28 protein-coding genes, 1 tRNA gene and 2 riboswitches are annotated in these 25,914 nt (G+C 40.5%); of the genes, 9 read left to right on the top strand and 20 right to left on the bottom strand.

Annotation, left to right across the window (positions count from 1 at the left end; genetic code table 11):
• Nucleotides 1-43 precede the first annotated feature (43 nt).
• The 3 genes from ACJVDK_RS00980 to ACJVDK_RS00990 all read left to right on the top strand — a co-directional run bounded on the left by ACJVDK_RS00980 (nt 44) and on the right by ACJVDK_RS00990 (nt 1,209).
• Nucleotides 44-580 carry an iron-sulfur cluster co-chaperone HscB C-terminal domain-containing protein gene (locus ACJVDK_RS00980; RefSeq protein WP_443938456.1) on the top strand — a complete coding sequence of 179 codons (537 nt, stop codon included), beginning with the start codon at nt 44-46 and terminating at the stop codon, nt 578-580.
• Between the two features lie 97 nt (nt 581-677).
• A complete protein-coding gene (locus ACJVDK_RS00985; protein WP_443938457.1) occupies nt 678-1,034 on the top strand; it encodes a DUF3817 domain-containing protein in 357 nt (118 codons plus the stop codon).
• Nucleotides 1,035-1,129: 95 nt separating this feature from the next.
• A tRNA-Leu gene (locus ACJVDK_RS00990) sits at nt 1,130-1,209 on the top strand.
• A 93-nt stretch (nt 1,210-1,302) separates the two neighbouring features.
• On the opposite strand, the gene ACJVDK_RS00995 is transcribed toward ACJVDK_RS00990, so the two are convergent.
• From ACJVDK_RS00995 to ACJVDK_RS01025, 7 genes are all read right to left on the bottom strand, one after another.
• Nucleotides 1,303-1,479, bottom strand: a complete 177-nt coding sequence (locus ACJVDK_RS00995; RefSeq protein ID WP_443940020.1) for a transposase — start codon at nt 1,477-1,479, stop codon at nt 1,303-1,305.
• A 3-nt stretch (nt 1,480-1,482) separates the two neighbouring features.
• Nucleotides 1,483-2,466, bottom strand: a complete 984-nt coding sequence (locus ACJVDK_RS01000) for an ISAon1 family transposase (protein WP_443938458.1) — start codon at nt 2,464-2,466, stop codon at nt 1,483-1,485.
• The gene (locus ACJVDK_RS01005) at nt 2,459-2,812 is read right to left on the bottom strand and encodes an ISAon1 family transposase N-terminal region protein (protein WP_443938459.1); all 354 of its coding nucleotides are present in this window, start codon (nt 2,810-2,812) and stop codon (nt 2,459-2,461) included. The genes ACJVDK_RS01000 and ACJVDK_RS01005 overlap by 8 nt, the downstream gene beginning before the upstream one ends.
• Nucleotides 2,813-2,858: 46 nt before the next feature.
• Nucleotides 2,859-3,707 (bottom strand): ISAon1 family transposase, encoded by an 849-nt coding sequence (locus tag ACJVDK_RS01010; RefSeq protein ID WP_443940021.1) that lies wholly within the window; start codon nt 3,705-3,707, stop codon nt 2,859-2,861.
• A gap of 1 nt (nt 3,708) precedes the next feature.
• Nucleotides 3,709-4,074, bottom strand: coding sequence for an ISAon1 family transposase N-terminal region protein (locus tag ACJVDK_RS01015; protein ID WP_443938460.1), 366 nt, complete (start codon nt 4,072-4,074; stop codon nt 3,709-3,711).
• Nucleotides 4,075-4,252: 178 nt separating this feature from the next.
• Nucleotides 4,253-5,092 carry a hypothetical protein gene (locus tag ACJVDK_RS01020; RefSeq protein ID WP_443938461.1) on the bottom strand — a complete coding sequence of 280 codons (840 nt, stop codon included), beginning with the start codon at nt 5,090-5,092 and terminating at the stop codon, nt 4,253-4,255.
• A gap of 304 nt (nt 5,093-5,396) precedes the next feature.
• Nucleotides 5,397-7,013, bottom strand: coding sequence for an arylsulfatase (locus ACJVDK_RS01025; RefSeq protein WP_443938462.1), 1,617 nt, complete (start codon nt 7,011-7,013; stop codon nt 5,397-5,399).
• 926 nt (nt 7,014-7,939) lie between these two features.
• Between ACJVDK_RS01025 and ACJVDK_RS01030 the strand changes: the two genes are divergently transcribed.
• The 5 genes from ACJVDK_RS01030 to ACJVDK_RS01050 all read left to right on the top strand — a co-directional run bounded on the left by ACJVDK_RS01030 (nt 7,940) and on the right by ACJVDK_RS01050 (nt 12,445).
• Nucleotides 7,940-8,269, top strand: a complete 330-nt coding sequence (locus tag ACJVDK_RS01030; RefSeq protein WP_443938463.1) for an ArsR/SmtB family transcription factor — start codon at nt 7,940-7,942, stop codon at nt 8,267-8,269.
• A 38-nt stretch (nt 8,270-8,307) separates the two neighbouring features.
• Complete coding sequence (locus tag ACJVDK_RS01035) at nt 8,308-9,156, top strand: arsenite methyltransferase (RefSeq protein ID WP_443938464.1); 849 nt, start codon at nt 8,308-8,310, stop codon at nt 9,154-9,156.
• 136 nt (nt 9,157-9,292) lie between these two features.
• Nucleotides 9,293-9,712 carry an arsenate reductase ArsC gene (locus ACJVDK_RS01040; RefSeq protein ID WP_443938465.1) on the top strand — a complete coding sequence of 140 codons (420 nt, stop codon included), beginning with the start codon at nt 9,293-9,295 and terminating at the stop codon, nt 9,710-9,712.
• A 156-nt stretch (nt 9,713-9,868) separates the two neighbouring features.
• Nucleotides 9,869-11,332 (top strand): glycoside hydrolase family 130 protein, encoded by a 1,464-nt coding sequence (locus tag ACJVDK_RS01045; protein WP_443938466.1) that lies wholly within the window; start codon nt 9,869-9,871, stop codon nt 11,330-11,332.
• A gap of 63 nt (nt 11,333-11,395) precedes the next feature.
• Nucleotides 11,396-12,445, top strand: coding sequence for a glycoside hydrolase family 130 protein (locus tag ACJVDK_RS01050; RefSeq protein WP_443938467.1), 1,050 nt, complete (start codon nt 11,396-11,398; stop codon nt 12,443-12,445).
• On the opposite strand, the gene ACJVDK_RS01055 is transcribed toward ACJVDK_RS01050, so the two are convergent.
• Nucleotides 12,425-12,562 carry a hypothetical protein gene (locus ACJVDK_RS01055; RefSeq protein WP_443938468.1) on the bottom strand — a complete coding sequence of 46 codons (138 nt, stop codon included), beginning with the start codon at nt 12,560-12,562 and terminating at the stop codon, nt 12,425-12,427. The two genes, ACJVDK_RS01050 and ACJVDK_RS01055, sit on opposite strands and share 21 nt — an antisense overlap.
• A 273-nt stretch (nt 12,563-12,835) precedes the next feature.
• Here ACJVDK_RS01055 and ACJVDK_RS01060 point away from each other — a divergent pair, with 273 nt between their 5' ends.
• Entirely contained in the window at nt 12,836-13,732 is an 897-nt protein-coding gene (locus tag ACJVDK_RS01060; RefSeq protein WP_443938469.1) for an SDR family oxidoreductase, read from the top strand.
• A 10-nt stretch (nt 13,733-13,742) separates the two neighbouring features.
• On the opposite strand, the gene moeB is transcribed toward ACJVDK_RS01060, so the two are convergent.
• From moeB to ACJVDK_RS01120, 12 genes are all read right to left on the bottom strand, one after another.
• Entirely contained in the window at nt 13,743-14,810 is a 1,068-nt protein-coding gene (gene moeB / locus ACJVDK_RS01065) for a molybdopterin-synthase adenylyltransferase MoeB (protein ID WP_443938470.1), read from the bottom strand.
• A gap of 8 nt (nt 14,811-14,818) precedes the next feature.
• The gene (thiH, locus tag ACJVDK_RS01070) at nt 14,819-15,931 is read right to left on the bottom strand and encodes a 2-iminoacetate synthase ThiH (RefSeq protein WP_443938471.1); all 1,113 of its coding nucleotides are present in this window, start codon (nt 15,929-15,931) and stop codon (nt 14,819-14,821) included.
• Nucleotides 15,924-16,691 (bottom strand): thiazole synthase, encoded by a 768-nt coding sequence (locus ACJVDK_RS01075; protein ID WP_443938472.1) that lies wholly within the window; start codon nt 16,689-16,691, stop codon nt 15,924-15,926. The genes thiH and ACJVDK_RS01075 overlap by 8 nt, the downstream gene beginning before the upstream one ends.
• A gap of 10 nt (nt 16,692-16,701) precedes the next feature.
• Complete coding sequence (locus tag ACJVDK_RS01080; RefSeq protein ID WP_443938473.1) at nt 16,702-17,346, bottom strand: thiamine phosphate synthase; 645 nt, start codon at nt 17,344-17,346, stop codon at nt 16,702-16,704.
• On the bottom strand, nt 17,339-17,950 hold the full coding sequence (locus ACJVDK_RS01085; protein WP_443938474.1) for a thiamine phosphate synthase: 612 nt from the start codon (nt 17,948-17,950) through the stop codon (nt 17,339-17,341). The genes ACJVDK_RS01080 and ACJVDK_RS01085 overlap by 8 nt, the downstream gene beginning before the upstream one ends.
• Nucleotides 17,950-19,833, bottom strand: coding sequence for a phosphomethylpyrimidine synthase ThiC (gene thiC / locus ACJVDK_RS01090; protein ID WP_443938475.1), 1,884 nt, complete (start codon nt 19,831-19,833; stop codon nt 17,950-17,952). The genes ACJVDK_RS01085 and thiC overlap by 1 nt, the downstream gene beginning before the upstream one ends.
• A gap of 22 nt (nt 19,834-19,855) precedes the next feature.
• Nucleotides 19,856-20,059, bottom strand: coding sequence for a sulfur carrier protein ThiS (gene thiS, locus ACJVDK_RS01095; protein WP_443938476.1), 204 nt, complete (start codon nt 20,057-20,059; stop codon nt 19,856-19,858).
• Between the two features lie 68 nt (nt 20,060-20,127).
• A riboswitch (TPP riboswitch) is annotated at nt 20,128-20,219 on the bottom strand.
• 67 nt (nt 20,220-20,286) lie between these two features.
• Nucleotides 20,287-20,379: riboswitch (TPP riboswitch) on the bottom strand.
• A 294-nt stretch (nt 20,380-20,673) separates the two neighbouring features.
• Nucleotides 20,674-21,615, bottom strand: coding sequence for a bifunctional molybdenum cofactor biosynthesis protein MoaC/MoaB (gene moaCB, locus ACJVDK_RS01100; protein ID WP_443940022.1), 942 nt, complete (start codon nt 21,613-21,615; stop codon nt 20,674-20,676).
• Nucleotides 21,616-22,719, bottom strand: coding sequence for a ThiF family adenylyltransferase (locus ACJVDK_RS01105; RefSeq protein WP_443938477.1), 1,104 nt, complete (start codon nt 22,717-22,719; stop codon nt 21,616-21,618).
• 113 nt (nt 22,720-22,832) lie between these two features.
• Nucleotides 22,833-24,011 (bottom strand): molybdopterin molybdotransferase MoeA, encoded by a 1,179-nt coding sequence (locus tag ACJVDK_RS01110; protein ID WP_443938478.1) that lies wholly within the window; start codon nt 24,009-24,011, stop codon nt 22,833-22,835.
• On the bottom strand, nt 24,008-24,601 hold the full coding sequence (locus tag ACJVDK_RS01115) for a nucleotidyltransferase family protein (RefSeq protein ID WP_443938479.1): 594 nt from the start codon (nt 24,599-24,601) through the stop codon (nt 24,008-24,010). The genes ACJVDK_RS01110 and ACJVDK_RS01115 overlap by 4 nt, the downstream gene beginning before the upstream one ends.
• Entirely contained in the window at nt 24,598-25,704 is a 1,107-nt protein-coding gene (locus tag ACJVDK_RS01120; RefSeq protein ID WP_443938480.1) for an XdhC family protein, read from the bottom strand. The genes ACJVDK_RS01115 and ACJVDK_RS01120 overlap by 4 nt, the downstream gene beginning before the upstream one ends.
• Nucleotides 25,705-25,914 lie beyond the last annotated feature (210 nt).

Consider the following 25,914-nt stretch of genomic DNA (forward strand, 5'->3'; position numbering starts at 1 on the left):
TTAGTGTAAATTTTTAGATCTGAGGCTTTTAATTTATAGCGTTATGAGTGGTATATCAACCCTTAATTATTTCGAGTTTTACGAGTTACCTGTTCAGTTTTATCCGGATTTGAATCTTGTGAAGGCTAAATTCTATGCTTTGAGCAAAAAGTTTCATCCCGATTTTTACGCAAACGAAAGCGAAGAGAAACAACAAGAAGTGCTAGATTTATCTACCTTGAATAACAAAGCCTACCAAGTGCTTAGTAATCCTCAGAAGTGCTTAAAATACGTGCTGGAGTTAAAAGGAATCGTGGCTACAGATGAAGGTTACCAATTGCCTCAATCTTTCTTAATGGACATGATGGATGTGAACGAAGCATTAATGGAATTGGAGTTTGAACCTGATGCTGCTAAAATTGTACAACTACAAACGCAAGTAGATGCGATAGAAAAGAGCTTACAAACGGAATTAGATAGCTATACGACACGATTTGATAGTGGAGCACAAGATTCGGAAGCTGTTCTGGCTGCCATAAAAGATTTGTACTACCGCCAGAAATATATTAATCGAATTCGGGAGAGATTGCCTAGGGGATAAAATTTCCTTCGTTTATTGGAAATCTAAAATCGGTAGAATACTTGGAAGTTATTTGACCAAGTTAGGAGGCCGTTTTTTTGCAAGGATAAACAGATAAATGTCAAATCATTTTATTTGTTTAAAAGAAGCTGAATCTTCTATTATTTTCGAGGCTAAAATCAGATATATGCGTGATTCAGTTTCTCTTTTTCGTAAAGTAGCCTTAGCAGAAGGTATTTCCTTTTTACTGCTGTTGTTTGTGGCCGAACCTTTAAAACATTTTGCAGGCATGCCAGAAGCTGTCAAGTACACCGGTTGGCTGCACGGTTTATTGTTTGTATTATATGTGGCAACTTTAATTATGGCGGCAATGGAGGAAAAATGGAAGTTTGGTAAGGTGGCGATTCTTTTTGTGGCCTCGTTAATTCCTTTTGCGCCCTTTGTTGTAGATAAAAAATTAAAGGATAAAAAATAATTGTAGTTAGCAATCAGCGAGTTAAAATCTAATTTAATTTTTATTTTGGATTTTCGCTTTGAATATCTACATTTGCATCCCGTCCAAATAGGAATGCCCAGCTGGCGGAATTGGTAGACGCGCTGGTCTCAAACACCTGTGGGAAACCGTGCCGGTTCGACTCCGGCGCTGGGTACTTTAAACCCTTTCTATGATAAATAGAGAGGGTTTTTTGATTTTTACATACGCTTTTACATACAGAATTAGGATCATGTACAAAAGTTGTGGACTAAGCAAATAATTTAGTTAGCCTAAACAGGAAAAAGTTGATATCACCGACCCCTCTGAACTGTGCCCTGAAAGCTTTAATTTTAGCGTTGAATGATTCTGCCGATGCATTGGTACTTTTGTTATCAAAGTAGTTGAGTATTTTCTTGGGATCAAGCGGAAAAGTTGGGGGGAGTATTTTTTAGGCATAAATTTTCGATAGTCTAAATAAGAAAAACTTAATATCCCTAACGCCTCTTGAGGTTGCTCTAAAAGCTTTGATCTTTGCATTGAAAGATTCTGCAGAAGCATTCGTGGCTCTGTTAATAAAGAAGTTTAGGATATACAGGTAATGCGATTGAATTGACCTGGCAACAGTTCTAAAAGAATCAATTTGGCAAGCTTCAACCTCATTATACCATATTGCCAATCTTTTAAAAGCCTGCTCTTTACTTTTACAGAGTCTGAATATATCCCCTAATTTTTGGGCTATAGCATACGCCTTCTTTAATTTGGGGTACCTTTCGAAAAGTAGGTCTGCTCTAAGTTTCTGATTTGTAGTCCATTTTGAAGGATGTTTAAATAAAAGATATCTGCTCCGTGCGAGCAATTGCTTTAATGTATCTCCATTGGCTAATACCTCTGGTTGATAAGCAGTTTTGTCCTTCTTTGCCTTGGCAATAGCCTCATTTTCTGCATCAATAGCCTCCCAACGATACTTTATCCTAACTTCCTGAACAGCATCATAGGCTAATTTTTGAACATGAAAACGGTCAATTACGCGATGCGCATTCATAAAGCATCGTTTTATGGCCAATTGCATGTTAGCGGCCATATCCATGGTTACTTCCTGTACGCGTTTTCTTAATCGCTCAGGAATCTTTGTCAATACCGTGATAATGTCTTGGGCAACTGTACCTTTAATCATGGCTACAATAGCACCTTTCCTGCCTTTAGCCTCTTTATTGGTTACAACAGTATAAAGTTCTCCATTGGATAAAGCTGTTTCATCAATACTGAGTCTAGAACTCACATTCTTTGTAAAAAGCATCCAATCATCGGCATGCGCCTTTTGATCCCAGCTTCCATAATCACTAATGTGTTCCTTATACTGCTCCTGAAGCTGTTTACCATCAATTTGGAAATAATGACCTAAATGATAACAGCTAATAGGATGATTATCCAAATATTCCTTTTAAAAAAAGACCGAATTCCGTAGTCATTCGAGCCCCTTTTCTTACTAGATCCCAATCTCTACTGATAATATCACCAGTCTTTTTTACTGTCCATCTACGCCTTTTGATGCATAAGCAAACTTTTTGCCCACGGATAGGAAAATCCTGAATACCAACTTCAGGAAGAAATCCTTTTGATTCAAGTTCGCTTATTTGATAGCCAGAAGGAGCAATATTCTTCTCTTCCAGATAGATATGAAGTTCTTTTTGTTCTTTCTCAACTTTGAGTATTTCGAAATAATCCAGAATACCTTCTGGCAATAAAAAACTGATGAGGCTTTGCTCGGCTTGTTTCAAGGAAATTTGTAATTAGTATTGATTACAAAAAAAAGAAATTATTCTCTTACCCCCAACTTTTCCGCTTGATCCTTTTCTTGTGGTGCAAGATTATGGTCCTTGATACTGTATTAAAAGACTTGAAGCCTGATTGCTCAACTTTTTCGTTCCATTTTGCCAATCTAGCAAAAGCATATAACTTATCGGCAGTGGAATTGAATATCCAGGAAAGCTGCTGACTGAGGTCATATGCCTTTTCAATATCTGGATATCTTTCGAACAATAAAGCCGCCCTATGCTGTTGATCCCTTGTCCAGTTGTCCTGCTTGGTGTAGAGCAGGTAACGACTTCTGGCCAATAGCTGTTTAATCGTGTCGCCATTGGATAATATTTCGGGCAGATAGGTTGATTTCTGTGCCTTGGCTTGTTCCAGTGCTGTATTTTCATCATCTATTGACTGCCATCGATGTTTGATTCTTATCTCCTGCAGGGCTTCGGTAGCGAGCTGTTGCACGTGGAAGCGGTCGATGACCTGTACAGCATTTGGAAAACACTTTTTGGCAATCAATGCCATATTGCTTGCTAAGTCAAGTGTGATTTCCTGTACCTTATTGCGTATGCGTGCAGGGATTTTCAGTAGTACAGGAATAATATCTTCAGATTTGGTACCGTTCAAAACGGCTACAATAGTGCCTTTTTTACCACGGGCGTGTTTATTGGTAACCACTGTATAAAGTTCGCCATGAGAGAGACTGGTCTCGTCAATAGAAAGATGGGCAGTCACATTATCCGCAAAAACGAGCCCTTCCCGAGCGTTTTTCTTGTGTTCCCAATCTTGGAAGCCGCTTAGTTTTTCTCTATAATATCTCCTTAGCTTTCTGGGGTCTATGCCATAAAAGGAACTGATGGTCTGGATGCTATGCGCTTGGGTATCGGCTGATTGCTTTTAAAAAAGCCGCGAAATCCTCAGTGATACGCGTTCCTTTTGCCACCAGACTCCAATCCCGAAAGACAACAAGCCCTGTGTCCAGGTTCAGCCATCTACGTCGTTTCACATGAAGAAAGACCTCTTGTCCACGAATGGGGAAGTCCTGTAGTATGACTTCACTAAAGAAACCTTTGGAATGCAGCTTATTGCTCTCATATTCCGATGGAACTAAGTTCAGTTCCTCAAGGTAGATATGAATACCGGTGGTATCTTTCTTATGACCGGAAAGTGCAAAATAATCAGATACACCTTCGGGGATGATCATCGGAAGTAGGGCTTTAAAAGAATCGTGCATGTAACGTAAATTTTAACCCTCAAAGATCTAATTTTTTTTCACCGCTCCACAACTTTTGTACATGATCCCAGAATTAATAGAAAACAGTACATATTGTTTATGCTTTGTAGTGTATCTTATAAACCTGTTTAAGCGTTAAAATTTAAGATGGCTTTGATATGGATGTATATCTTTTGCTTTATTTCATTGGTATATACCAGCGAAATCCGAAACGGATGCCGAAATCAGCCAAGTTACGGGTATAGCCTTTTGATCGGTAAGCCATAAATTCAGGTTCGATATACGCGTTATATTTCAATTTGCCCGACCAAACATAGCCTACACGAAAATCCATTGGGATGGCTACTTTGCCCGTATTGTAGTCAATTTGCCATTCCGGTTCTATACCAGCATAAATACCATTTGCCCAAGTGTAAAATATATTAGGCTGTAACACCATAAAGTTTGATGAACCATATTTATCATGCCCACTTATAGAAAAGAAATTTTCCATAATCCAGTACATTTGCCATTTGCCAATATCGGTGAAGGTTACGGTAAAAGCCGGTCCGATAGCCCATTGTGGCGAGCCCAGCCGATCGTTTGTACGCGTTGGTATTTGTAGGTTCCAACCGGCTCCAAATTGACCCCATTTCTTTTTGCTGAGGATAAAAAACTGATTCAGTGTAAGATCGCCAAGCCCTGTGGGTCCGCTTGGCGCCGTATTTACGAAACCAATGATTCGGATCAATTGAGGTACTTTGATTAAGAACCCTTGTTTTAATGGCAAAATTCCCCTAATCCTGAAATTTTGAGCAAACCCATCTTCACCTTGCGTTTTGAATATGGTGTATTCTTCTAATTGCAACTGGAAAGCCAGTGTAGTGGGATTAATTACTTCCTGAGAAAGTTTAACCGACGTTTTGCCAGTAGAATCGCTTTGGGCGAATACGGATTGTGTAAAGGCTATTGCAATTGTTATTACAAGAGAAAAGAACCGTTTGCCAAGTTTGGAAACATTACTTCGGAATTTCATCATAGCTTATTTTCTATATTACTTTTCAAATTGATAGAACACCTTCTAATCATTTTTCATATCAGCGATTGCTCATTTTTTGGCAATTGCTTCATCCTATTCTTTATCAAATGTACAGATTTTCGACGTTCTATCACATACTCATTCCCGTACCACATCGGTATGATGTACATACAATTCGAAATTTTTTAACTTGCTAGAAGCCTTCCATTGCAACATCTGTAAATTCGAATTCCATTCAAACTAAGAGAATGGATATAAAACAAATAAGGAAGAACGAATGTCTTCCTTATTGTTTATTTTAATCCTATTTATCTAGTTTAGCTGGTGCATTATTCAGTTTTATCCCTTTTTGCTCTAAAAGCTTTTTGGCTTCTTGTATATTCCTGAATTTGGTAATGGTTTCCGGTCCGGCGTAGACTTCACTTTGAAGTGGTCGTGGTGGGTATTTAACATAGCTTTCCATCAATTCCTGTATCGCCACATTAAATATGGCCATTGTCCAGGTTTTTTCAGTAAAGCTATTCATAAACAAATCGTAACGTTCTTGCGGATCTTGCAATAAATCATAAATTGCCGGAGTGGTAGCTACGTAGGTTTCATCACCTCTCCAACCTAATTGCTGGCCTGGCATATCACTGCCCGCCATGGCTCCATTATCGCCGCGCGTATTAAATACGGCTTTCCATCTACCAATTCTCGCTGCTCCCGGAGATAGTTCTGATTCGGTAAAATAAAACCAACGGTCGCGAAGCGGTTTGCCCGTTTTAAATAATACGTTAGACATGTCATAACTATCAAAAACCATAGGCTTACCCTCACGATCATTTTTAGGCAATTCAACACCTGCAAGGCTTGCAAAAGTGGCCATTAAGTCCAGTCCTCCAACTATATCGTGGCTATCGCTACCTGCTTGTATTTTGCCAGGCCACCAAGCAATCGCCGGAACACGACTTCCACCCTCACGGTCGGTACCTTTCGATCCTCTAAATGGCGTATAACCTGCATCAGGGTGTACATCCTGCCAAGCCCCATTATCTACGGTATAAATAACAATTGTATTTTTATCGATGCCTAATTTTTTAATTTCATCCATTACACGGCCCACGTTATAATCCATTTCCATTACGCAGTCGCCATATTTACTTGCTGCGGGCGATTTTCCTTTGAATTGTTTTGAAGGTAAATTTGGTTGGTGGTTTTTCGCGAAATTTACACACATGAAAAATGGATCTTTACCTTGTGCATAGGTATTAAGTTGTTTAAGCACATTTTCCGTCATCATCATATCCAGTTCGGCGATATTTTCTTCTGTTACTTTCGTGATTTCCCTTGCTTTGCCGCCGGCTTCGCCTTCTAGTACTCCAGTGGTGGATTTTTGGTAAAAGGCTAGCATTTCCGGAGCCATATCAGGATTCCATGATGGGAAAACATATGTATACGCATTGAGGTGATAAAGCACCACATTTTTCATGATGTCAAATCCATGAGCATTCGGCATAGAATAATCTGCTTCTCCTAAATGCCATTTACCAGAAAAGAAGGTTTTATAGTTTGCTTTTTTAAGTACAGAGGCTAAGGTCCATTCTGCAGCAGGTAAACCGCCACCTTGTCCTTGGAAAGCAACAGTAGTCATCCCACTACGGTTAGGAATACGGCCAGTAATCATGGCTGCCCGTCCAGGCGTACAACTTGGTTGACCATAAAAATTCCAAAATTGCATACCCTCTTTCGCCATTTTGTCGAGATTAGGTGTGGGCATGCCGCGTCCGACTCCACCACCGTAAACGCCTAGGTCGCCCCAGCCTGTATCATCCGAGATGAGCATAATAATATTGGGCTTTGTTTTTGTTTGCGCATTACTTACCGAGGAGGTAAGCAGCATGAAGCCTAATAATGCTAAAGAAAAGTTGTGTTTTTTCATAATGTTATTGTATAGGGTGATAAAAAGTAATTGTAACGAATGTCTGGCTTAACCAACTTTTTTTTGAATATTGGTTAGGCACAAAAAATGGTAAAGCTTTGTAAGCTTAAATTTAGGTAAATGTTTATACTGTAGTCGGTTAACTTGGTTTCATATTCTAACTTGAAACCTTGCTCGAAATGGAAGCCACTAGAAAATAAATTAAGGATGAAAAAAAAATATAGAGAAAACTTAATTGCCTCCAAATGAGGTAGAAGAGGAGTGAAATCTTATACCAAACATGCGAGGATCAGAACGACACTATCGACCTAGTTTTAAAGATTGATGGGCTGATTTAACGAGGTTTATATGACGTAATAGTTGTATTTGGGTTGAGTAACTTAAAGCGCTTGAGCGTAGTAGTACTGGTACATTAACATCCAACGCTCATTACTCTTTTATAACCGCATAGGATTGAGCAGTATTTTATGATGTCGTCCTACGATTCGTTTTCTGATGATGAATTACTCATTCTATTAAAAAATGATGCAACAGTATGTATGGTTATTTGCAACAGATATTTTGATTCGCTATATGTTCATGCTTGCCACAAGCTAAATCTTAGTGAGCATGCGCAGGATATTCTTCATGAGTTATGTTCAAGGTATCTAAAGTAGAGGTAGTATCTCTTTTTACCTTTTGACCATCCAGCGGTCATACTCTTTCCGTACCAGTATTTCAACACGCCCCTTAACGGAAAATCTTCAGCAGGCTGTACCAGTTGCGAACTGGAACTAAAAGCTGATGAAAAGCTTTTACTGATAGTTCTTCTTGTCTTTCATAAATAAAAATATGTAATTAATTGTAAATCAATTTATTATATAATAAAATCGTAATATTACGATTAATTATTTTGAATTTGTTATTCTATATCGTAATATTGCGATATGGGAACGACAAAATCAGAGATATTCACAGAAGAGCAGAACAGATTGGCGGTACAGTTGAAAGCTATTGCACACCCTGCACGTATTGCCATCCTACAGGAACTCATCAAGGTGAATGCGTGTATCTGTGGGGACTTGGTAACTGAACTTGGACTGGCACAGGCGACCATATCGCAGCACCTGAAGGAATTGAAAAATGCCGGCATTATACAGGGAACCATTGAGGGGGCAAGTGTTTGCTATTGTATCGAGCCAAAAGCCTGGAAAAGCTTGCAGAATGAACTCAATGGGCTTTTCGGCTCGTACAAGAGCGAGCAGAACTGCTGTTAAAAAAAAATGTCAAATTTAATCGTAATATTACAATAAATATGGAACAGGACGAAAAACTAAAGGAGCTCGTTAGACAGAAGTACAGCGAGATTGCCTTGCAGGACAAGGATACCAATGCCGCCTCATGCTGTGGCGCTGGCGGATGCTCAACAGAGGTCTACAACATCATGACCGATGACTACACACAAGTTGAGGGCTATAATCCCGATGCCGATCTTGGCCTGGGATGTGGCCTGCCGACACAGTTTGCCAAGATAAAGTCTGGTGATGTGGTCATCGACCTTGGAAGCGGTGCGGGCAACGACTGCTTTATTGCTAGAAGCGAAACGGGCGAAACTGGCAAGGTGATTGGCATCGACTTTACCCCAGCGATGATCGAAAAGGCAAGGATAAATGCAGAAAAATTGGGCTACCATAATGTAGAGTTCAGAATAGGCGACATTGAGCACATGCCCGTAACGTCAAATATAGCTGATGTGATCGTGAGCAATTGTGTCCTGAACCTCGTGCCTAATAAGGATGCGGTAATCAAAGAAATATACCGTACGCTGAAACCTGGTGGGCATTTCAGTATCTCTGATGTGGTGCTCATCGGCGAACTTCCAGAGTCGCTGAAAAAAGATGCTGAAATGTATGCTGGTTGTGTTGCCGGAGCCATTCAAAGAGATACCTACCTTGGATTGATTGCTGCCAATGGTTTCCAGAATGTAAGCATCCAAAAGGAAAAACCGATTGTCATTCCAGATGACATACTTTCAAAATACCTTGATTCTGCTGAGCTCGAAAAATTCAAAAGTGGAAGTAGGGGTATATTCAGTGTAACGGTCTTTGCAGAAAAGCCATTGGAAGAGAAACAAGCCTGTTGCCCTCCTGGATGCTGTGATTAATCATGAAAACAGAGACGTTTACCAACTATAAAAAACCGATTGCTATAACCGTATCGGTCATTGCCTGCAGCTGATATTTGGCTTTGATGTCAAGTTCTGCATTATCAATATCATCTGGCTCTTGGTTTTAAAAATTATGAAAAAAATACTCGTATTATGTACCGGCAATAGTTGCCGTAGCCAGATTGCAGAAGGCTATTTGAGGCATTTCGCTGGCGAAACGGCAGAAATCTACAGTGCTGGGATTGAAACCCATGGAGTAAACCCCCGTGCTATCGAAATCATGAAGCGTGATGGGATAGACATTTCCTCGCACACCTCGAACAATATCAATGAATATCTCGATATCGGCTTCGACTTTGTGATTACCGTTTGCGACAATGCCAAGGAAAGTTGTCCATACTTTACAACAAAGGCAATAAAGCTGCATTGTGACTTTCCAGACCCAGCTAAAGCAATTGGCACGGAAGAACAGGTCATGGAACAGTTTCGTGAGGTTCGAGAAATGATCCGCAACTATGTGCGCAACTTTGTGAACGAAACCCCAAAACACTAGATATGGCTTAAATCAAAAAGGCAGTCCAAACTTTCTAGTTGAAGGGCTTTTTGAAACTGATATGCGAGGTGTCTTTTATAAAAATGAATCGCTTTCGACAATAATCTTTAAAACATCTTATTCCAAAATTTGTTATTCAAAAAAACAAATTCAATTATGAGGATAGCAGTTACCAGAAAACAAGTCAAGGTTTATCCTGATCCCGCAAGGGTAATAGCCCGTTTTTTTTATACAGGCGATGAAAGAGCAAGAAATTTGGTAGCCAATGTTCTTCGTTTGGACAAAAAGACAGTTTTTGAGATCGTTTCACCCCTGTTACAAGAATTTTCGAAACGTCACCGGAATATCACCAAAGTATTCTTAAAGCACTGCAAAAAAGTGCAATGGGTTATCGAGGAATGTGGGGAAGATTACAAGGAATTGGATGAATTTACCAAATACCTCATCGGATCTTATTTTACCCATGAATACTCGATTGAGTCTGCGGCATTCTTTAATCCATCTATCGTAGAAGATCCAGATCAAACCAATTTGGTTGAAGGCGAGAAAAGGGTAATTATCAGTTTCAGGGCAGTGGGTGAGGGACATATATCCTCTGTTGTCTTTAGAAGGGCGCTGATAGATGCGCATAATAACATTCAGGTACTACCAGCTGGGAATTATATTGATGAAGCGGAGGTGGTTAAAAATGCTATTTACAATAAGAAACTGTTTTTAAAGAAAGGCTCAGATGCAGGAATATCAATGAATGTTATCGCCGACATTAACACCCGTTTAGGTGATAAATTTGATTATGCGCAGCTTCGAAAGTTGGTGATTGATGCAAAAGAACAGCAGGAAGATGATGCGGGGAAATTAGAATACGACAGAATTCTTTGGTTATCAGATACCTATCATGAAATCTGTTTTTCTAAAGATACCGATATTTCTGACCGTGTAATTTTTCCAATTTCTGAGTTTGAACGGAAGGGAATAGAAGACGCCAGATTTGTACGTTTTACAAAAGATGATGGCAGTATCATGTATTATGGGACCTATACTGCATTTGATGGTTCTTTTATTATTCCAAAATTAATTCAAACCCGTGATTTTTACGATTTTAAAGTTAGTCCTTTGCATGGAAAGGGCGCGCAGAATAAAAATTTGGCCTTATTTCCAAAAAAGATCAATGGAAAATACGCCATGATGTCGCGAATTGACGGTTGGAACAATTATCTGATGTATTCGGATAGGATAACCGTTTGGGATCAGCCGATAAAATTGCAAGAACCCATATACGCATGGGAGTTCGTACAAATAGGCAATTGCGGATCTCCAATTGAAACAGAAAAAGGTTGGTTAATTATTACCCATGGCGTGGGGCCCATGCGTCGATATTGTTTGGGGGCGAGTTTGTTGGACCTCGATGATCCTTCTATAGAAATTGGTCGATTGCACGAACCACTTTTAATGCCGAATCCGGATGAACGTGAAGGTTATGTGCCGAATGTACTTTATTCTTGCGGCTCTATGATACACAACGGGGAATTGATTATACCATATGGTTTATCAGATTATTGCTCTTCTTTTGCAACAGTCAATTTGGAAAGATTATTGGAGCGGATTATGGAAACTGAATAAGGGCAAATCCATGCGCTAGCCTGAGCACAAGAATCCCCCTTAACCAGTAAACGTTAAAATAAAATGGACATCGCTAAAAGATTTAAGGAAAATCCCTTGTTAAGGCCACAAGATGTGAAACCAAGCCAAGATAAGCTGGAAGTTGTCTGTTTGTTGAATCCCGGTGTTTTTGTATGGCAGGAAAAAGTGTGCTTATTGGTACGAGTGGCCGAAAGTGTTGCACTCCAAACAGGGAATTTAATGGTTCCGATGTTGAATGCAGCAGGCCTATTGGAAATTATGGAAATACGCTTGGATGATAGCGCATTGCATTACACGGACCCAAGGGTAATTAATTATAGGGGTGCTGATTATTTGACAACTCTTTCCTATTTATGCTTGTTTAGTAGCGACAACGGGATTGATTTCAAAATAGAAAATTTAGCACTTCATGGCATAGGTTCTTTTGAGCGGTTTGGGATTGAGGATTGTAGGGTAAGCAAGATTGATGAACTTTTTTACCTCACATATACAGCTGTATCGGATAATGGTGTTGCCGTAGGATTGAGAACTACGCGAGATTGGCAACATTTTGAACAGCACGGTTTAATACTGCCTCCGCACAACAAAGATGTCGCGTTATTCCCAGAAAAAATCAATGGAAAATTATATATGCTGCACCGGCCAAGTAGTAAGGAGATTGGAGGGAATTTCATTTGGCTAGCCGAATCAAGCGATGGCTTACATTGGGGAAATCATCGTTGTATCATGAAGACCAGAGCTGGTTATTGGGATAGTGAACGGATTGGGGCTGGGGCGGAACCCATTAAAACACCAAGCGGTTGGTTGGAAATCTATCACGGAGCAAATCAAGAAAATAGATACTGCTTGGGTGCTGTTTTGTTGGATTTAAACCGCCCATCCCAAGTACTAGCCCGTACTGAAGAGCCCATTATGCAACCTCAAGAGTCTTATGAACTCCATGGTTTTTTTGGCAAGGTTATTTTTACCAATGGACATCTTGTAGATGGAGATGAACTTACCATTTATTATGGCGCTGCCGATACGTTTATTTGTGCAGCTAAATTCTCCATCGAAGAAATAATGAATCGGCTACTTTGGCTGAATGTTTGATTGCTTCCGCAATTTTTCTTCAGCAGCTTTTACCTCATCTTTTTCGGCCAAAGGTTTTTCTGTTTTCAGGTCTTTTTTTGCTGTTTTACTTGCTGTTTTTTTGTCAGGTGATTTCATGGCGATATTTTTCATATAAAACACACCAAGCTCTTTTTTTGTTTTCCTTAGAATTTTGATGATACATACGACCAGCGCTCTGTGATGGCTCACAGGTAGGCTTGGCTTCGCGTTGACAGCATTTTTCTGTACTCAAAAATTGAAAAACGTATACTGTATTAATGAGGTTGTCCTCACAATGAATTCGGAACAAAAAGAAAACTTATTGTATAAAATGTTGTTCATAAAATAAGGAAAAGGGTATTTTATTTGGAGGAGTTTAAATTTTTTCTGATGAAAAGAGAGAATAAGCTTATTTCAAGACAAACACGAGAGCGTAAAAAAATGAAAAAGACACCAGCAAAGCAAAACGTTCAACCGGGAATAGAGGCTTCGATGGAACCTAGGCCACAAGTGATTAAGAAAACATATGCAGGCTCAGGTAAATTACAGGGAAAAGTAGCTTTAATTACGGGCGGAGATAGTGGAATAGGGAGGGCTGTTGCCGTATACTATGCCAGAGAAGGGGCAAATGTGGCGATTGTTTATTTAAATGAATACATTGATGCGAAAGAAACGCAAAAGATGGTAGAAGCGGAGGGAAAATCGTGCTTGTTAATTAAAGGCGATGTGAAAAAGGTTGCCTTTTCTGCGAAAGCTGTTGAAATGGTGCTGAAAAAATTTGGTCGGATTAATATTTTAGTGAATAATGCCGCGATGCAAATTCCGCAAGAAGATCCACAAAAAATTGATGCGAAACAACTTGAGGACACTTTTAAAACCAATATTTTCGGATACTTTTATTTTGCCCATGAAGCATTGAAGCACATGAAATCTGGTGATGCCATCATAAACACCACCTCGGTTACGGCCTATCGATCCTCGCCACATTTAATAGACTATTCTTCAACTAAAGGCGCCATTACTTCATTTACGCGTTCGTTAGCAACAAATTTGGCAAAAGAGGGCATTCGCGTAAATGCAGTTGCGCCCGGGCCAATTTGGACACCGTTAATTGTATCCACTTTTGGCGAAAAGGATATTAAAACTTTTGGTCAGGATACAGCTATGCAACGGGCAGGTGAACCTTCTGAAGTAGCTCCAGCGTATGTGTTTCTGGCTGCAGATGATTCCAGTTACATTACCGGGCAGGTAATTCATGTAAACGGTGGCGAAATAATTAATGGATAGTAAAAAAGCATTATTTTGTTAAACCATTCTGTAATCCATTTTTGACGCTGAACATTTCACCCTTAAATTGTGGACGCGCCAAATTTATGGCCATTTTACTGCGCTGACCACTTTGACAAATAAATACAAGCTTTCTATCACTAGGGATATCCGCTAAATGATTTTGAAGTTCATAGAAAGGAATATTGTGGCCACCGATGTTATACTCTTCAAATTCATATGTTTCTCGTACATCTACCAAATAAACACTTTCCGAACGCTCCTGTAACCACGTGTTTAGAATTTCCATCGAAATTTCCGCTGTTTCGGTATGGAGGTTTGTTTTTTCTTCCTCTTCTGCTTGTAAAGAGGGGCTAGTTTCGGTGCCAATTTTAAAAACATAGGTACTGTTGTTTAATGTGTTGATTGTGAGTAGACTACCGGAAAGCGTTTCGCCTAATTGAGCAATAACTTTGATGACTTCATTGGCCATATAACTTCCAATGATGCCCGGTAAAACGCCAATTACACCAATCTCAGCACAATTGGGTACTTCATCTTTTTCCGGAGCTTCGGGAAATACATCGCGGTAATTGGGACCATTTTGATAATTAAAAACGGATACCTGACCTTCAAATTTAAATATTGAACCAAATACCAATGGTTTGTTCAGCGCGACACAGGTGTCATTTACCAAATACCGTGTTGGAAAATTATCTGACCCATCTACAATCAAATCATAAGGTTCTATCAGCCTTGCGGCATTCTCAGGAGTTATCCTTTCTGGAAAAGCTAACAAAGATACCAAAGGATTAAGTATCTCGAGTTTTTTCTTAGCAACCAAAACTTTCGCTTGGCCAACATCGGCTACAGAAAATAAAATCTGGCGATGTAAGTTGCTTACATCCACTAAATCATCGTCTACAAGGCCTATGTGTCCAACACCAGCAGCTGCTAAATACTGCAACACAGGGCAGCCCAATCCCCCAGCACCTATAATTAGTACCTTGGCAACTTTTAATTTTTCCTGACCAGCCATACCAAATTCGGGTAAAATAATTTGGCGATTGTACTGTTTAAGTTCGTTATTTTGAAGCATAATTAGATTTAAACTAAGCAATTATCCCAATCTTTCCATACCGCCTCGTAGCCTTGTTTACGAATTACTTGGGCAATTTCGGCAGGAGTTCGTTCATCGCTAATTTCAAATTGTTCTAACGATTCAGGCGCAACCACATACCCACCGGGATTGGTTTTGGAACCAGCACTTATGGACGTAATTCCTAGTTTGATGATGTTGTCCCGGAAAGCAGCCGATTCGCGTGTGGAAATGGATAATTCAACCTCTTGATTAAAGAGTCGATACGCGCAAATGAGTTGTACCAATTCACGATCGCTCATTTCTACTTTAGGCGCCAGTCCACCACTAAAGGGCCTCAGTCGGGGAAAGGAAATACTAAATTTGCTTTGCCAATATTTTTTTTCGAGATACTGAAGATGCAAGCTTGTAAAAAAACAATCGGTTCTCCAGTCTTCAAGACCGATTAACACCCCTAAACCCATTTTATGAATACCCGATTGGCCCAATCGGTCTGGAGTTTCTAGGCGGTACTTAAAGTTCGATTTTTTCCCTTTTGGATGATGCTTTTTATAATCCTCCTGATGATAGGTTTCCTGATAAACCAAAACTGTATTTAAACCGTACGGAGTTAGTTGTTGGTACTCTTCTAAATCTAAAGGTTGTATTTCCATCGAAATGTGAGAGAAATAAGGTCGAATGAGCTCCAGAACTTTTTTAAAGTAATCGACATTCACATGTTGGTTCTCTTCTCCGGTAACGAGCAAAACATGGTCGTATCCCATTTCTTTAAGCACGGCTACTTCTTGCATAATTTCGATGGAGGAAAGGGTTTTTCGTCTTACATTATTCGTGTAGCTAAAACCGCAATACGTACAAATATTGCTGCATTCGTTAGATAGGTACAAAGGCACATACATTTGCAAGGTTTTTCCGAAACGTTTTAGCGTTAATTGTTGACTCATGTATGCCATTTGTTCAAGATACGGTGCTGCGGCCGGCGAAACGAGTGCTTTGAAATCTTCTAACGTTCTTTTTTCCTTGGCTAAAGCAGCTTCTACATCCCGGCTAGTTTTTGCATAAATACTGGCCTTGGTTTCATCCCAATTATAGGTTTCAAAAAGTTCATTAAAGCTATTCATCTAAAAAAGAAGTTAAAGGGCTGCTGGCTACAGCATGTGAAACAAGAGGAGCTAATTTGGCTTCAAAAGCCATACGTCCGGCTTCTACAGCCAGTTTAAAAGCTTCGGCCATTTGTACTGGATTTCGTGAAACGGCAATGGCTGTGTTAACCAAAACGGCATCGGCGCCAATTTCCATTGCTTTGGCCGCATCAGAAGGTGAGCCTATGCCCGCATCTACAATTACCGGAACATTACTTTGGCTAATAATAATGTCTAAAAAATCAATCGTTTTTAAACCTTTATTGCTTCCAATAGGCGATCCTAATGGCATTACAGCAGCAGTTCCTACATCTTCTAAGCGTTTACACAAAACCGGATCGGCGTGTATGTACGGCAAAACGACAAAACCTAATTTTGCCAACTCTTCCGTTGCTTTCAAAGTTTCAATAGGGTCGGGCATGAGGTATTTTGGGTCGGGATGGATTTCTAACTTTATCCAGTTGGTTTCCAGCGCTTCGCGAGCCAATTGGGCAGCAAAAATGGCTTCTTTAGCATTGCGCACACCAGAAGTATTGGGTAATAGGTTGATGTGCGGGTACTTTAAACACGCTAATAGATCGTCTTGCTCATTGTTTTTAATATCGACTCGTTTTAAGGCAACTGTAACTAGTTCAGAAGCGGATGACAGGAGTGCTTCTTTCATTAAGGCAGATGAACTGAATTTTCCGGTGCCTGTAAAAAGACGCGAGCTAAATGTTTTATCGGCTATTTTTAACATCGTAAGGTATTTAAATTTCGATTAAATGAGGATTATTTAATTGCTGATAGAGATTTTTAACTGTTGTCAAAGCATCTGGAGCATAGGTAATTGCGCCCGAGACTGCAACACCATGTAAACCGGTTTTGAGCAATTCGGCAATATCGCTTGATACTATACCACCAATGGCGATAATGGGTGTTTTGATTTCGCTTTGTTGTAACTGCTCCATTATATTTTGGTAGCCAGTTAAACCTAAAATAGGGCTTAATTTCTCTTTCGTTTTCGTATAACGATAGGGCCCTAAACCGATGTAATCTACCCCTTCTTGAATGCGTTGTAACACCTGGTCAAGTGTATTAGCCGTTCCCCCAATGATGGTGTTTTTGCCCACAATTGCCCGTGCATTTTCAATTGGCATATCTTCTAAACCCAGGTGTACACCGTATGCACCAACGTTTAGGGCAATTTCCGGATAGTCATTGATGATTAGTTTCGCTTGGTATGTTTTACACAATTGAGCTGCTGCCAGTGCGGTGTTGAAAATAGTTTCTTCTGGTTGATTTTTAATTCTTAACTGAATCCATCGAACCCCTGCGTCAAGCGCAGCTTGAATGGCGCTTAGATGCGTTCCATTTTCAGGTTCTTGCGAAATATAGTGTAGTTTGTCAATCATGTTGCATGTTTTTTAATAGGGTGTTTAATTTTTTGAAGCGTTTAACGGCATCCTCAGGACGAATCCACAAGGCCCCAAGTATGGCTGCTCCATCAAAGTTCATTTCTTTTACCGTTTTCAAATTGGTGTCGCTTATTCCACCTAGGGCGATGATTTTTGTACTGAGGTCTTTTTTTTCTAATTGAAACGAATCGCTTATTTTGCCGGGATAGTTTGGCTTCGAAAGGCTTTTAAATACAGGACTGAAGAAAGCATACTGAAAATTACTGAGCGATTTTAAGCTGGTTAAGTCATGAAACGATGTGCTTAAGGTATATTCCTGAGCGTTGAGCAGCATAAGCTCTTCCGGTGTTGTTTTTATCCGATGCTGCTGCTGAAAATGCAAGTTTTGAATAGCAAAATCATTTCGCAGTACATGGTGTTGATGCAAGGCAATTTGCGGATGGAAATGCGGCTGTATCGCTTTCAAAAGACTACTTATATTCCTGCTTTCCCAAGTAGGTTTACGCAAATGAAAGCGATCCATACCAGCTTCAAAAAGGCTATTTATCAGCTTTGCTTCGTTGCTAATGCACTCAGGATGGGATAGTACAACGAGTTCCATTACAAATAAATTTCACTTCCTTTTTCGGTAAACTCTTTCGATTTCTGCTCCAATCCTTTTGCTAAAGCTTCAGCTTCTTGCATGCCGTTTTCTTTTGCAAAATCGCGTACATCTTGTGTAATTTTCATCGAACAGAAATTCGGTCCACACATGGAACAGAAATGGGCAATTTTAGCGCCCTCAGCCGGAAGCGTTTCGTCGTGAAATTCTTTCGCCGTTTCAGGGTCGAGGGAAAGGTTAAATTGATCTTCCCATCTGAATTCAAATCGGGCTTTACTCAAGGCATTATCCCGGTATTGTGCACCGGGATGACCTTTTGCTAAATCGGCGGCGTGGGCAGCAATTTTATAGGTAATTACACCATCTTTTACGTCTTTTTTATTCGGTAAACCGAGGTGCTCTTTAGGCGTAACGTAACACAGCATAGCGGTTCCAAACCATCCAATCATGGCAGCGCCAATGGCCGAGGTAATGTGGTCGTATCCGGGGGCGATATCGGTAGTTAAAGGCCCTAATGTATAGAAAGGAGCTTCTGAGCAATGTGCCAGCTGTTTCTCCATGTTTTCTTTAATTAAGTGCATGGGCACATGTCCGGGGCCTTCAATAATAGTTTGCACATCGTGCTTCCAGGCAATTTTGGTTAACTCACCCAAGGTTTCCAGTTCGCCAAACTGCGCTGCATCATTGGCATCGGCTATACATCCGGGGCGTAATCCATCGCCTAAAGAAAAGCTAACGTCGTAGGCTTTCATAATCTCGCAAATCTCTTCGAAATGGGTGTATAAAAAGTTTTCCTTGTGATGCGCTAAACACCATTTAGCCATAATAGAACCTCCACGCGATACAATCCCTGTAATGCGCTTTGCCGTGAGCGGTATATAACGCAACAACACACCTGCATGAATGGTAAAATAATCTACCCCCTGTTCGGCTTGCTCAATCAACGTATCGCGAAACAATTCCCAGGTTAAATTTTCGGCTTTGCCATTTACCTTTTCTAAGGCCTGATAAATCGGAACGGTTCCGATAGGTACTGGTGAATTACGGATAACCCATTCGCGGGTTTCGTGTATGTTGTTTCCGGTTGAAAGATCCATAATGGTGTCGGCGCCCCAACGACATGCCCAAACCGTCTTTTCTACCTCTTCTTCAATGGTTGAGGTTACCGCCGAATTTCCAATATTGGCGTTAATTTTTACCAGAAAATTTCGACCAATAATCATGGGCTCTATTTCAGGATGATTGATGTTTGCCGGAATAACAGCTCTACCTGCTGCAACTTCTTGGCGCACAAATTCTGGTGTGATATAGCCTTTTGGAGTGTTGGCGCCAAAGCTATGCCCTGTATGTTGATGGTTCATAACGGCATATTGTCCCTGGAGTTGCGTTTCGAGCAATTCGATACGCTGATTTTCACGGATGGCAATGTACTCCATTTCGGGCGTGATTATTCCCTTTTTTGCGTAATGCATTTGCGAAACATTCATGCCTTTTTTAGCACATAAGGGTTTGGTGGTAGGATTGAACCGTAAATAATCGAGATTTTCGTTGTTTAAGCGTTCTTGCCCATATATAGATGAAATACCATCCAATTGTTCCACATCCCCTCGGTCTAAAATCCATTTTTTTCGCAAAGGCGATAACCCCTTTTTTACATCGATTTTTACGTTGGGATCGGTATAGGGACCACTTGTATCGTATACGGTAACAGGTGCATTGGGCTCCGTTTCGCCAAATCGGCCATGCAATTTGGTTTCGCTTAAGGTAATTTCGCGCATTGCTACCTGTATGTCGTGCAATTTTCCCGATACATAAATTTTTTTAGAGGCCGGAAATGGGGTAGTGCTTAATACCCTGTCGGTTGGGATTTTTTCTTGTTTCATGGTTTACTTTTTGTTGAGGGATTTATCCGCCTTGCGTGGCTTTGATGATCATAATTTGGTCGTTGGGACGGAGGACAATGTTTTCCCAACTCTTTTTTGAAATGATGACCTGATTAATGGCTACCGCAATTCCGTTAAGTGGAATGCTTAATATTTCTTGAATAAGCTGCATTAATGTGCAGGGATTGCCTACTTGATACGTTTGATGATTGACAGTGATTTCCATTCTTAAGTTAAAAAATCAACGTTTAGGAATGGCCCTGTATGGAGGAAAGAAAACAAGATATAGCGGCTATACTTGTTGTCACTTTTCCCTTCGGCAGTACGAACTGCATCAGGTTCAAAGGGTATTATCTCAGTCCAAATGGACACCCCTAAAGTTGCTGTAAAATAAATAAGTTAACGTTAGGAATGGTCCTGTACAGAGGAAAGAAAACATGCTATTTTGTAAATAGCGTTGCTGTTACTTTTCCCTTCGGCAGTATGAGCTGCATCAGGTTCAAAGGGTATTATCTCAGTCCGTTACAGACACCCCTAAAGTTGAAGTAAACTTATGGAAAAGTTTTTAGAATTTCCAAATTGTTTTTTAAATGATAAAATTAATTTGATTTTAGGACTATTTCTAAGGTATGGGTTGGATGTATCATCTACAAAAAATGCTGCATTACTTTTTGACGAAATTTAAATTGAGATATCGTTTTGTGCTGCATGCTTGGTGTAAGTGATTTGCAGCAGCCTGCGTATTTAAACGGGATAGAAATGGCAGCTCAAGCTTTTTCAGCTTGACTATAATGGATAGCCCGACAGGCATTCATTACAGCAGTTTCTTGCTTTTCAAAATTAATCATGCTTAGCGCCGGTTTGTACCTTAAAAACATGCAAAATATGCGGGAAAAGTGCATCCATGCTTTCTTCTACACCTTTTATGGAGCCCGGTAGCGTGATGACCAATGTTTTGCCAATGAAACCGCAAATTCCGCGTGATAACATGGCGTAAGGGCTTCGTTCTTGTCCGTATTTTCTTGCAATTTCCATGACGCCATCAATTTGTCTGTCGAGTAAAGGAGTAATTGCTTCGGGTGTAACGTCTCTTGGCGAAAGGCCCGTGCCTCCAGTTATGAGCAATAAATCGTATGCTTGGCTAATGGCTTTTGTTTCCTGTTGAATTTGCTCCATTTCGTCGGGTATGATTTGGTATTTTTGCGTATCGATTGCAAATTGCTTCAATTTTTCGATGATTCGTTTGCCCGATGTGTCTTCTGCTTGTTTATGAAAAACGGAATCGGAACAAACGAGTACCGCCGCCTTGAGATGTGAGAATTCTTGGTTTTGTACATCAGATTTACCGCCTTTTTTTTCTAATAAACGAATGTTTTTAATTTCTACACCTTTGTCGATGGGTTTGAGCATATCGTACATGGTTAAGGCGGTTACCGATGCGCCGTGCATGGCTTCTACTTCAACGCCTGTTTTGTAAATGGTGTGCACTTCTACACGAATGAAAATCTCAAGCCCAACAATTTCGTAGGTTATTGCCGTATATTCAACCGGCAAAGGATGGCAATCGGGAATGACATCGGAGGTGCGTTTAACACCAAATAAACCTGCAGCGCGCGCAAATTCGAACACATCGCCTTTAGGAATTTTACGTTGTACCAAGGCGTCGATAGTGGCTTGTTTTGACATCGAAACGGTGGCACTTGCAATGGCGATTCGGAGGGTATTTGATTTTTTTGTGATGTTTACCATTTTTATGTTCTTTCGCTTGGCTGATAATGGGATTTAGAAATGCGCCTTCCACTTGGAGATGCCTCCTTTTAGGCTGTAAATTTTTTTGTTTCTTCCGTGCTTTTCATAGAAATACTCGGCGGCGGCTACGCTTCGAATGCCGTGTTGGCATATAAATACCAAGTGCTCTTCATCAAATTGTTGTGCAAGCGTTGTTTCAAAAGAAGACATCGGTTTTTGCACGATTCGCGTATCTTTTAGCTTGGGATGTTCGTGTAGTTCGCGTACATCGATGACTAAACAAGCTGGATTTTCTAATAGCTTTTGGAAGGTTTGAATATCGATTTCAGTATATTCTTGCATCCTTTCGCAGTTTTCTTCATAAGCGGTTGCTAAAAATTCTGTCTCCGACTTCGGCATAGGGTAATTTTGTTGCGGATGGATGTTGAGTATCAATTGTTCGTTTGTTAGTAGGTTGTAGTGTAAAAATTTATGCGACAGGGAAGTGCCAATTTGGGTAATGATTTTGATTAACTCTGTAGCGGCCATTACCCCGATTATACCAGGAAGAACGCCTAAAACGCCGTTTAGCGCACAATTTAAAATTTCACCTGCTTGGGGTTGAACCGGAAATACATCGCGGTAATTGCAGGTTTTACCGTCCTTGTTTGGTAGATTAAAAACGGCTAATTGACCTTCATACGTAGCTATCGCGGCAAAGACGAAGGGTTTTTGAAGCAACACACAGGCATCGTTTACCAAATACCGGGTAGCGAAATTGTCAGACCCATCAAAAATATAGTCGTATGCAGTCAAAATTTCCAAACAATTGTGTTGTTTGAGTTGAAAGGGATAGGTTGTTATCTGCACGTCGGGGTTCAGGTTGTGGAGTTTTTGCTTGGCAACTTCTACTTTTAACTGACCAATATCGGCCGTACTATAAAGAATTTGCCTGTGCAAGTTTGACAGACTAACGGTATCGTGGTCGATGATACCGATGGTACCGATGCCTGCTGCCACTAAATACTGAAGCGCAGGACAGCCCAATCCACCGGCTCCAATAACCAAAACCTTGGCTTGGGCCAATTGGCGTTGTTTGGCTTCCCCGAATCCATCTAATAGAAGTTGTTTGCTGTATCGTTCTTGGTCCACGTTCATGTATCCTATTAAAGCGGCTGTTATCTAATTAATCTCGATAAATGTCGAGATTTTTCTAAAATTATTGCTATTCCCATTTTCATTTTGCTAAAAAAGCCTGTGATGATGGCAGCCTATTCCGGAAGGAGAAGGATGTCAATGGTATCGCCTTGCTGCGCATTCTCTTGTTCCTGTGGCAGGATTAACAAGCAATTGGCAACAGCAAATGAGCTTAGTTTATACGATTCTTGGGCATCGAGCGGGATAACCATACCGTTTTGGTAAAATCCCTTTAAGAAATGTGTGAGTCCGGCAGCTTTTTTAAGGTTTTTTTGTAGTGTGGCTTTTAAAATTTTCGTTGAATTGCTTTGATGGGATATGCTTTTTAATGCTGGTAAGACATAATTGTAAAAGCAACTTAATACGGATGAAGGATTGCCCGGCAATCCAAAAATGAGTTGTTTGTTTTTTGTTCCGAAAAAAAGCGGTTTACCCGGTTTTTGCTTTACTTTATGAAAGACCTTGTGGATGGAGCAGTTTTCAGCAGCTTTTAAGACAAAGTCGTAATCGCCTACACTTACTCCACCCGTTAGGAGGATTACATCGTTTTTGCTAAGGGCATTTTGTAGAGTATCTGTAATTTCTTGCAGACTATCCATAGCCCAATAACAGGTAATTTGCGTAATACCCTCTTTTTGGAGTGCTCCTTTGAGTGCATATGAATTGGATTCGTATACTTTTCCGAAAGACAGCTCTTCGCCCGGTGCTTGCAGCTCATTTCCGGTTAAGATAATGCCTATTTTTGGGAAGGGATAAACCAATGCGTTGGTAATGCCAATTCCAGCCAAAAAACCTAAGGCCGCAGGGCTGATTAAATCGCCTTTTTGCATTGCCAAGGCTCCAGCACTTACTTCTGAGCCAATGGGGCGTACATTGGAAGTTTTTTCCAGTTTAGGATTGTTTAAAATAATTTTATTGTCAACTACCTGAACATGCTCTTGCATAATGACGGTATCAGCTCCCGTAGGCAGTGGCGCCCCGGTAAAAATCCGACTACTTTCGCCCGGCGCTAACGAAATGTTTTTATCGGTTCCGGCAGCCATTTCGCCTACTAATGTTAATTCCTTCACGAGTGGTTCAAAAGCAAAAGCATAGCCGTCCATAGCCGATTGTTTATAGGCTGGAATGTCAATTGGTGCTATAATATCTTGAGCCAATACATGGCCTAAAAGTTTTTCTAATGGCAGTGTCTCCGCTTTAAGCGGCTCAGTATTTTCTGAAATAAGTTTTTTTGCTTCTTCTACAGAAATCATGTTTTGGTATCTTCCAATTTAAGGTAATCTTCTTCGGTATCGATATCGATTTCGCCCAAGTCAAAAGCAATATAATCTACTTCGGTTTGATTTTTTTGAATAATTGATTTGGCTCCCGTATCTCCTGTCAATAAACACAGTTCCTGAAAAAAACGCTGGTTAAAGAGGGTGGGAGCGCCCATGGCTTGGGCATATGTGCTGGTAACAATCGTTTTAGCACTTTGGCCTTTTTTATCGCGTAAAGCGGTAAAAATGTCTGCTTCTATAAATGGCTGGTCGGAAACCGATACAATAATATTCTGAAGCTTTGGCTCAAGGTTTAGAAGCGCATTTACACCCGCCGAAATGCTGCTGGAAAGCCCCATGTGCCAGTTTGGGTTGGTGATAAAATGTACTTCATCGCTTTTGTTTTTTGCGTAAATTTCCTCGGCTTTGGCGCCTAACACAACAATAATGGGCCTAAGGAGCGATTCCTTGGCAGCGCGAATGGTGTTGCTTAACAATGTTCCTTTTTTAAACGAAAGCAATTGTTTCGGTCGTCCTAAACGGCTGGAATTCCCGGCGGCTAATATGATTATTCCGGTGCTCATGCGCGGAAAGGAATGGCGTGTTGATGGATAGGAGCCTCTTTATCTTTTAAAAAATTAGCGGTTGCTCCACTAAAAACGGCTTTAATTTCGGCGATGATAGAGATGGCAATTTCTTCCGGTGTTTCAGCGCCAATATCGAGACCAACGGGACCATGAATTTTAATGTGATTGCTCTCGGTAAGGGCACCAAGTTCTTCTAGCATCCTTATTAATTTTTTCTTCGGACCCAAGGTGCCTAAATATGGCGGAGGCTGTTTCAGTAATAAACCCAATAGTTCAATGTCGTAATTGTAGTTGTGCGTCATGAGCACGCATGCCGTATGGGAATCGATGGTTACATGACGCAGGACTTCATTGGGTTTAGCCACCAATACAGTATCGGCTGATGGAAAACGCTGTATTTGAGCATGACTTGGTCTGCCGTCGATAACTGTTACGGTCCAGCCCAATTGATGCGCAAAGGACGCCAAGGGTTGTGCGTCGTTTCCAGCACCCACAATTATCAGCGAAATTGGAGGCGGAATAAATTCTAAAAAGGCCGTTTGCGTTCCATGGCTAATAAAGTTCGATTTTTGATCAAACAAACGTTTTGCAGCAGCATTTTCCCCTGTTGATTGCCATGCTTCGGGTAGTTGGTTAATTTTATGTGCTGCACTGTAATACAAAAGGGTTCCCGGTTGTGCTTTTTCAGTTAAAGAAAACAAGCAAAGTATGATGGCATTTTGGCGATGATTCCGGATGGCAGATAAAAGCACGATGGGATTAAAGGCATCGTTGGGTTTAATAGGTTCGAACAAAATGTGTACAATGCCGTTGCAGCCTAGTTGAACACCAAATTTCGCATCCTCCTCGTCGGTTGTATCGTAGGTGACCAATTTGTTTTCTTGCTGATGAATAGCTGTTAAGGCTTTTTTCAGTGCGTCTCCTTCTAAGCATCCGCCACTAATGGCACCTGTGAGCATGCCATTTTCTGTAATCAACATTCGAGCGCCGGGTCGACGATAGGAAGAGCCTTCTACATGAACCACCGTAGCTAAAGCCGTTTTTAAGCCGGTTTTTTCGGTCATTTGGTAGGCAGCAAGAATATCGCTTATTTCTTTCATTTCGGAACGTTTGTAAATCGACTAAAATTACTCATAAAATAGCATTCCATTTTTAAAATATAACCAAAATTTCAACAGTGCTTTTCATTGATTGTGAAACGAGGCAAGTTTAGTTCGAAAGTCGGGAAGTTGGAGGTCAGAAAGTCCGAAGATAAGCATGGTGAAAAAGTGATGTTTTTGAGCCACATTCTAGTAAAAAAAACGTTCAAA

Origin of the sequence: Pedobacter paludisoli (assembly GCF_052344095.1) — a bacterium.
In the GTDB taxonomy this organism is placed as follows: domain Bacteria; phylum Bacteroidota; class Bacteroidia; order Sphingobacteriales; family Sphingobacteriaceae; genus Pedobacter.

Coding starts and splice junctions, on each gene's coding strand:
- ACJVDK_RS01055 (WP_443938468.1), bottom strand. CDS start 12,562: ATGAAATCACCTGACAAAAAAACAGCAAGTAAAACAGCAAAAAAAGAC.
- ACJVDK_RS01120 (WP_443938480.1), bottom strand. CDS start 25,704: ATGAAAGAAATAAGCGATATTCTTGCTGCCTACCAAATGACCGAAAAA.
- ACJVDK_RS01115 (WP_443938479.1), bottom strand. CDS start 24,601: ATGAGCACCGGAATAATCATATTAGCCGCCGGGAATTCCAGCCGTTTA.
- ACJVDK_RS00985 (WP_443938457.1), top strand. CDS start 678: ATGTCAAATCATTTTATTTGTTTAAAAGAAGCTGAATCTTCTATTATT.
- ACJVDK_RS01105 (WP_443938477.1), bottom strand. CDS start 22,719: ATGAACGTGGACCAAGAACGATACAGCAAACAACTTCTATTAGATGGA.
- ACJVDK_RS01020 (WP_443938461.1), bottom strand. CDS start 5,092: ATGATGAAATTCCGAAGTAATGTTTCCAAACTTGGCAAACGGTTCTTT.
- ACJVDK_RS01030 (WP_443938463.1), top strand. CDS start 7,940: ATGGGAACGACAAAATCAGAGATATTCACAGAAGAGCAGAACAGATTG.
- thiH (WP_443938471.1), bottom strand. CDS start 15,931: ATGAATAGCTTTAATGAACTTTTTGAAACCTATAATTGGGATGAAACC.
- ACJVDK_RS01050 (WP_443938467.1), top strand. CDS start 11,396: ATGGACATCGCTAAAAGATTTAAGGAAAATCCCTTGTTAAGGCCACAA.
- ACJVDK_RS01085 (WP_443938474.1), bottom strand. CDS start 17,950: ATGGAACTCGTTGTACTATCCCATCCTGAGTGCATTAGCAACGAAGCA.
- ACJVDK_RS01035 (WP_443938464.1), top strand. CDS start 8,308: ATGGAACAGGACGAAAAACTAAAGGAGCTCGTTAGACAGAAGTACAGC.
- ACJVDK_RS01075 (WP_443938472.1), bottom strand. CDS start 16,691: ATGTTAAAAATAGCCGATAAAACATTTAGCTCGCGTCTTTTTACAGGC.
- ACJVDK_RS01080 (WP_443938473.1), bottom strand. CDS start 17,346: ATGATTGACAAACTACACTATATTTCGCAAGAACCTGAAAATGGAACG.
- ACJVDK_RS01025 (WP_443938462.1), bottom strand. CDS start 7,013: ATGAAAAAACACAACTTTTCTTTAGCATTATTAGGCTTCATGCTGCTT.
- thiS (WP_443938476.1), bottom strand. CDS start 20,059: ATGGAAATCACTGTCAATCATCAAACGTATCAAGTAGGCAATCCCTGC.
- thiC (WP_443938475.1), bottom strand. CDS start 19,833: ATGAAACAAGAAAAAATCCCAACCGACAGGGTATTAAGCACTACCCCA.
- ACJVDK_RS01015 (WP_443938460.1), bottom strand. CDS start 4,074: ATGCACGATTCTTTTAAAGCCCTACTTCCGATGATCATCCCCGAAGGT.
- ACJVDK_RS01060 (WP_443938469.1), top strand. CDS start 12,836: ATGAAAAGAGAGAATAAGCTTATTTCAAGACAAACACGAGAGCGTAAA.
- moeB (WP_443938470.1), bottom strand. CDS start 14,810: ATGCTTCAAAATAACGAACTTAAACAGTACAATCGCCAAATTATTTTA.
- ACJVDK_RS00980 (WP_443938456.1), top strand. CDS start 44: ATGAGTGGTATATCAACCCTTAATTATTTCGAGTTTTACGAGTTACCT.
- ACJVDK_RS01110 (WP_443938478.1), bottom strand. CDS start 24,011: ATGATTTCTGTAGAAGAAGCAAAAAAACTTATTTCAGAAAATACTGAG.
- ACJVDK_RS01045 (WP_443938466.1), top strand. CDS start 9,869: ATGAGGATAGCAGTTACCAGAAAACAAGTCAAGGTTTATCCTGATCCC.
- ACJVDK_RS01040 (WP_443938465.1), top strand. CDS start 9,293: ATGAAAAAAATACTCGTATTATGTACCGGCAATAGTTGCCGTAGCCAG.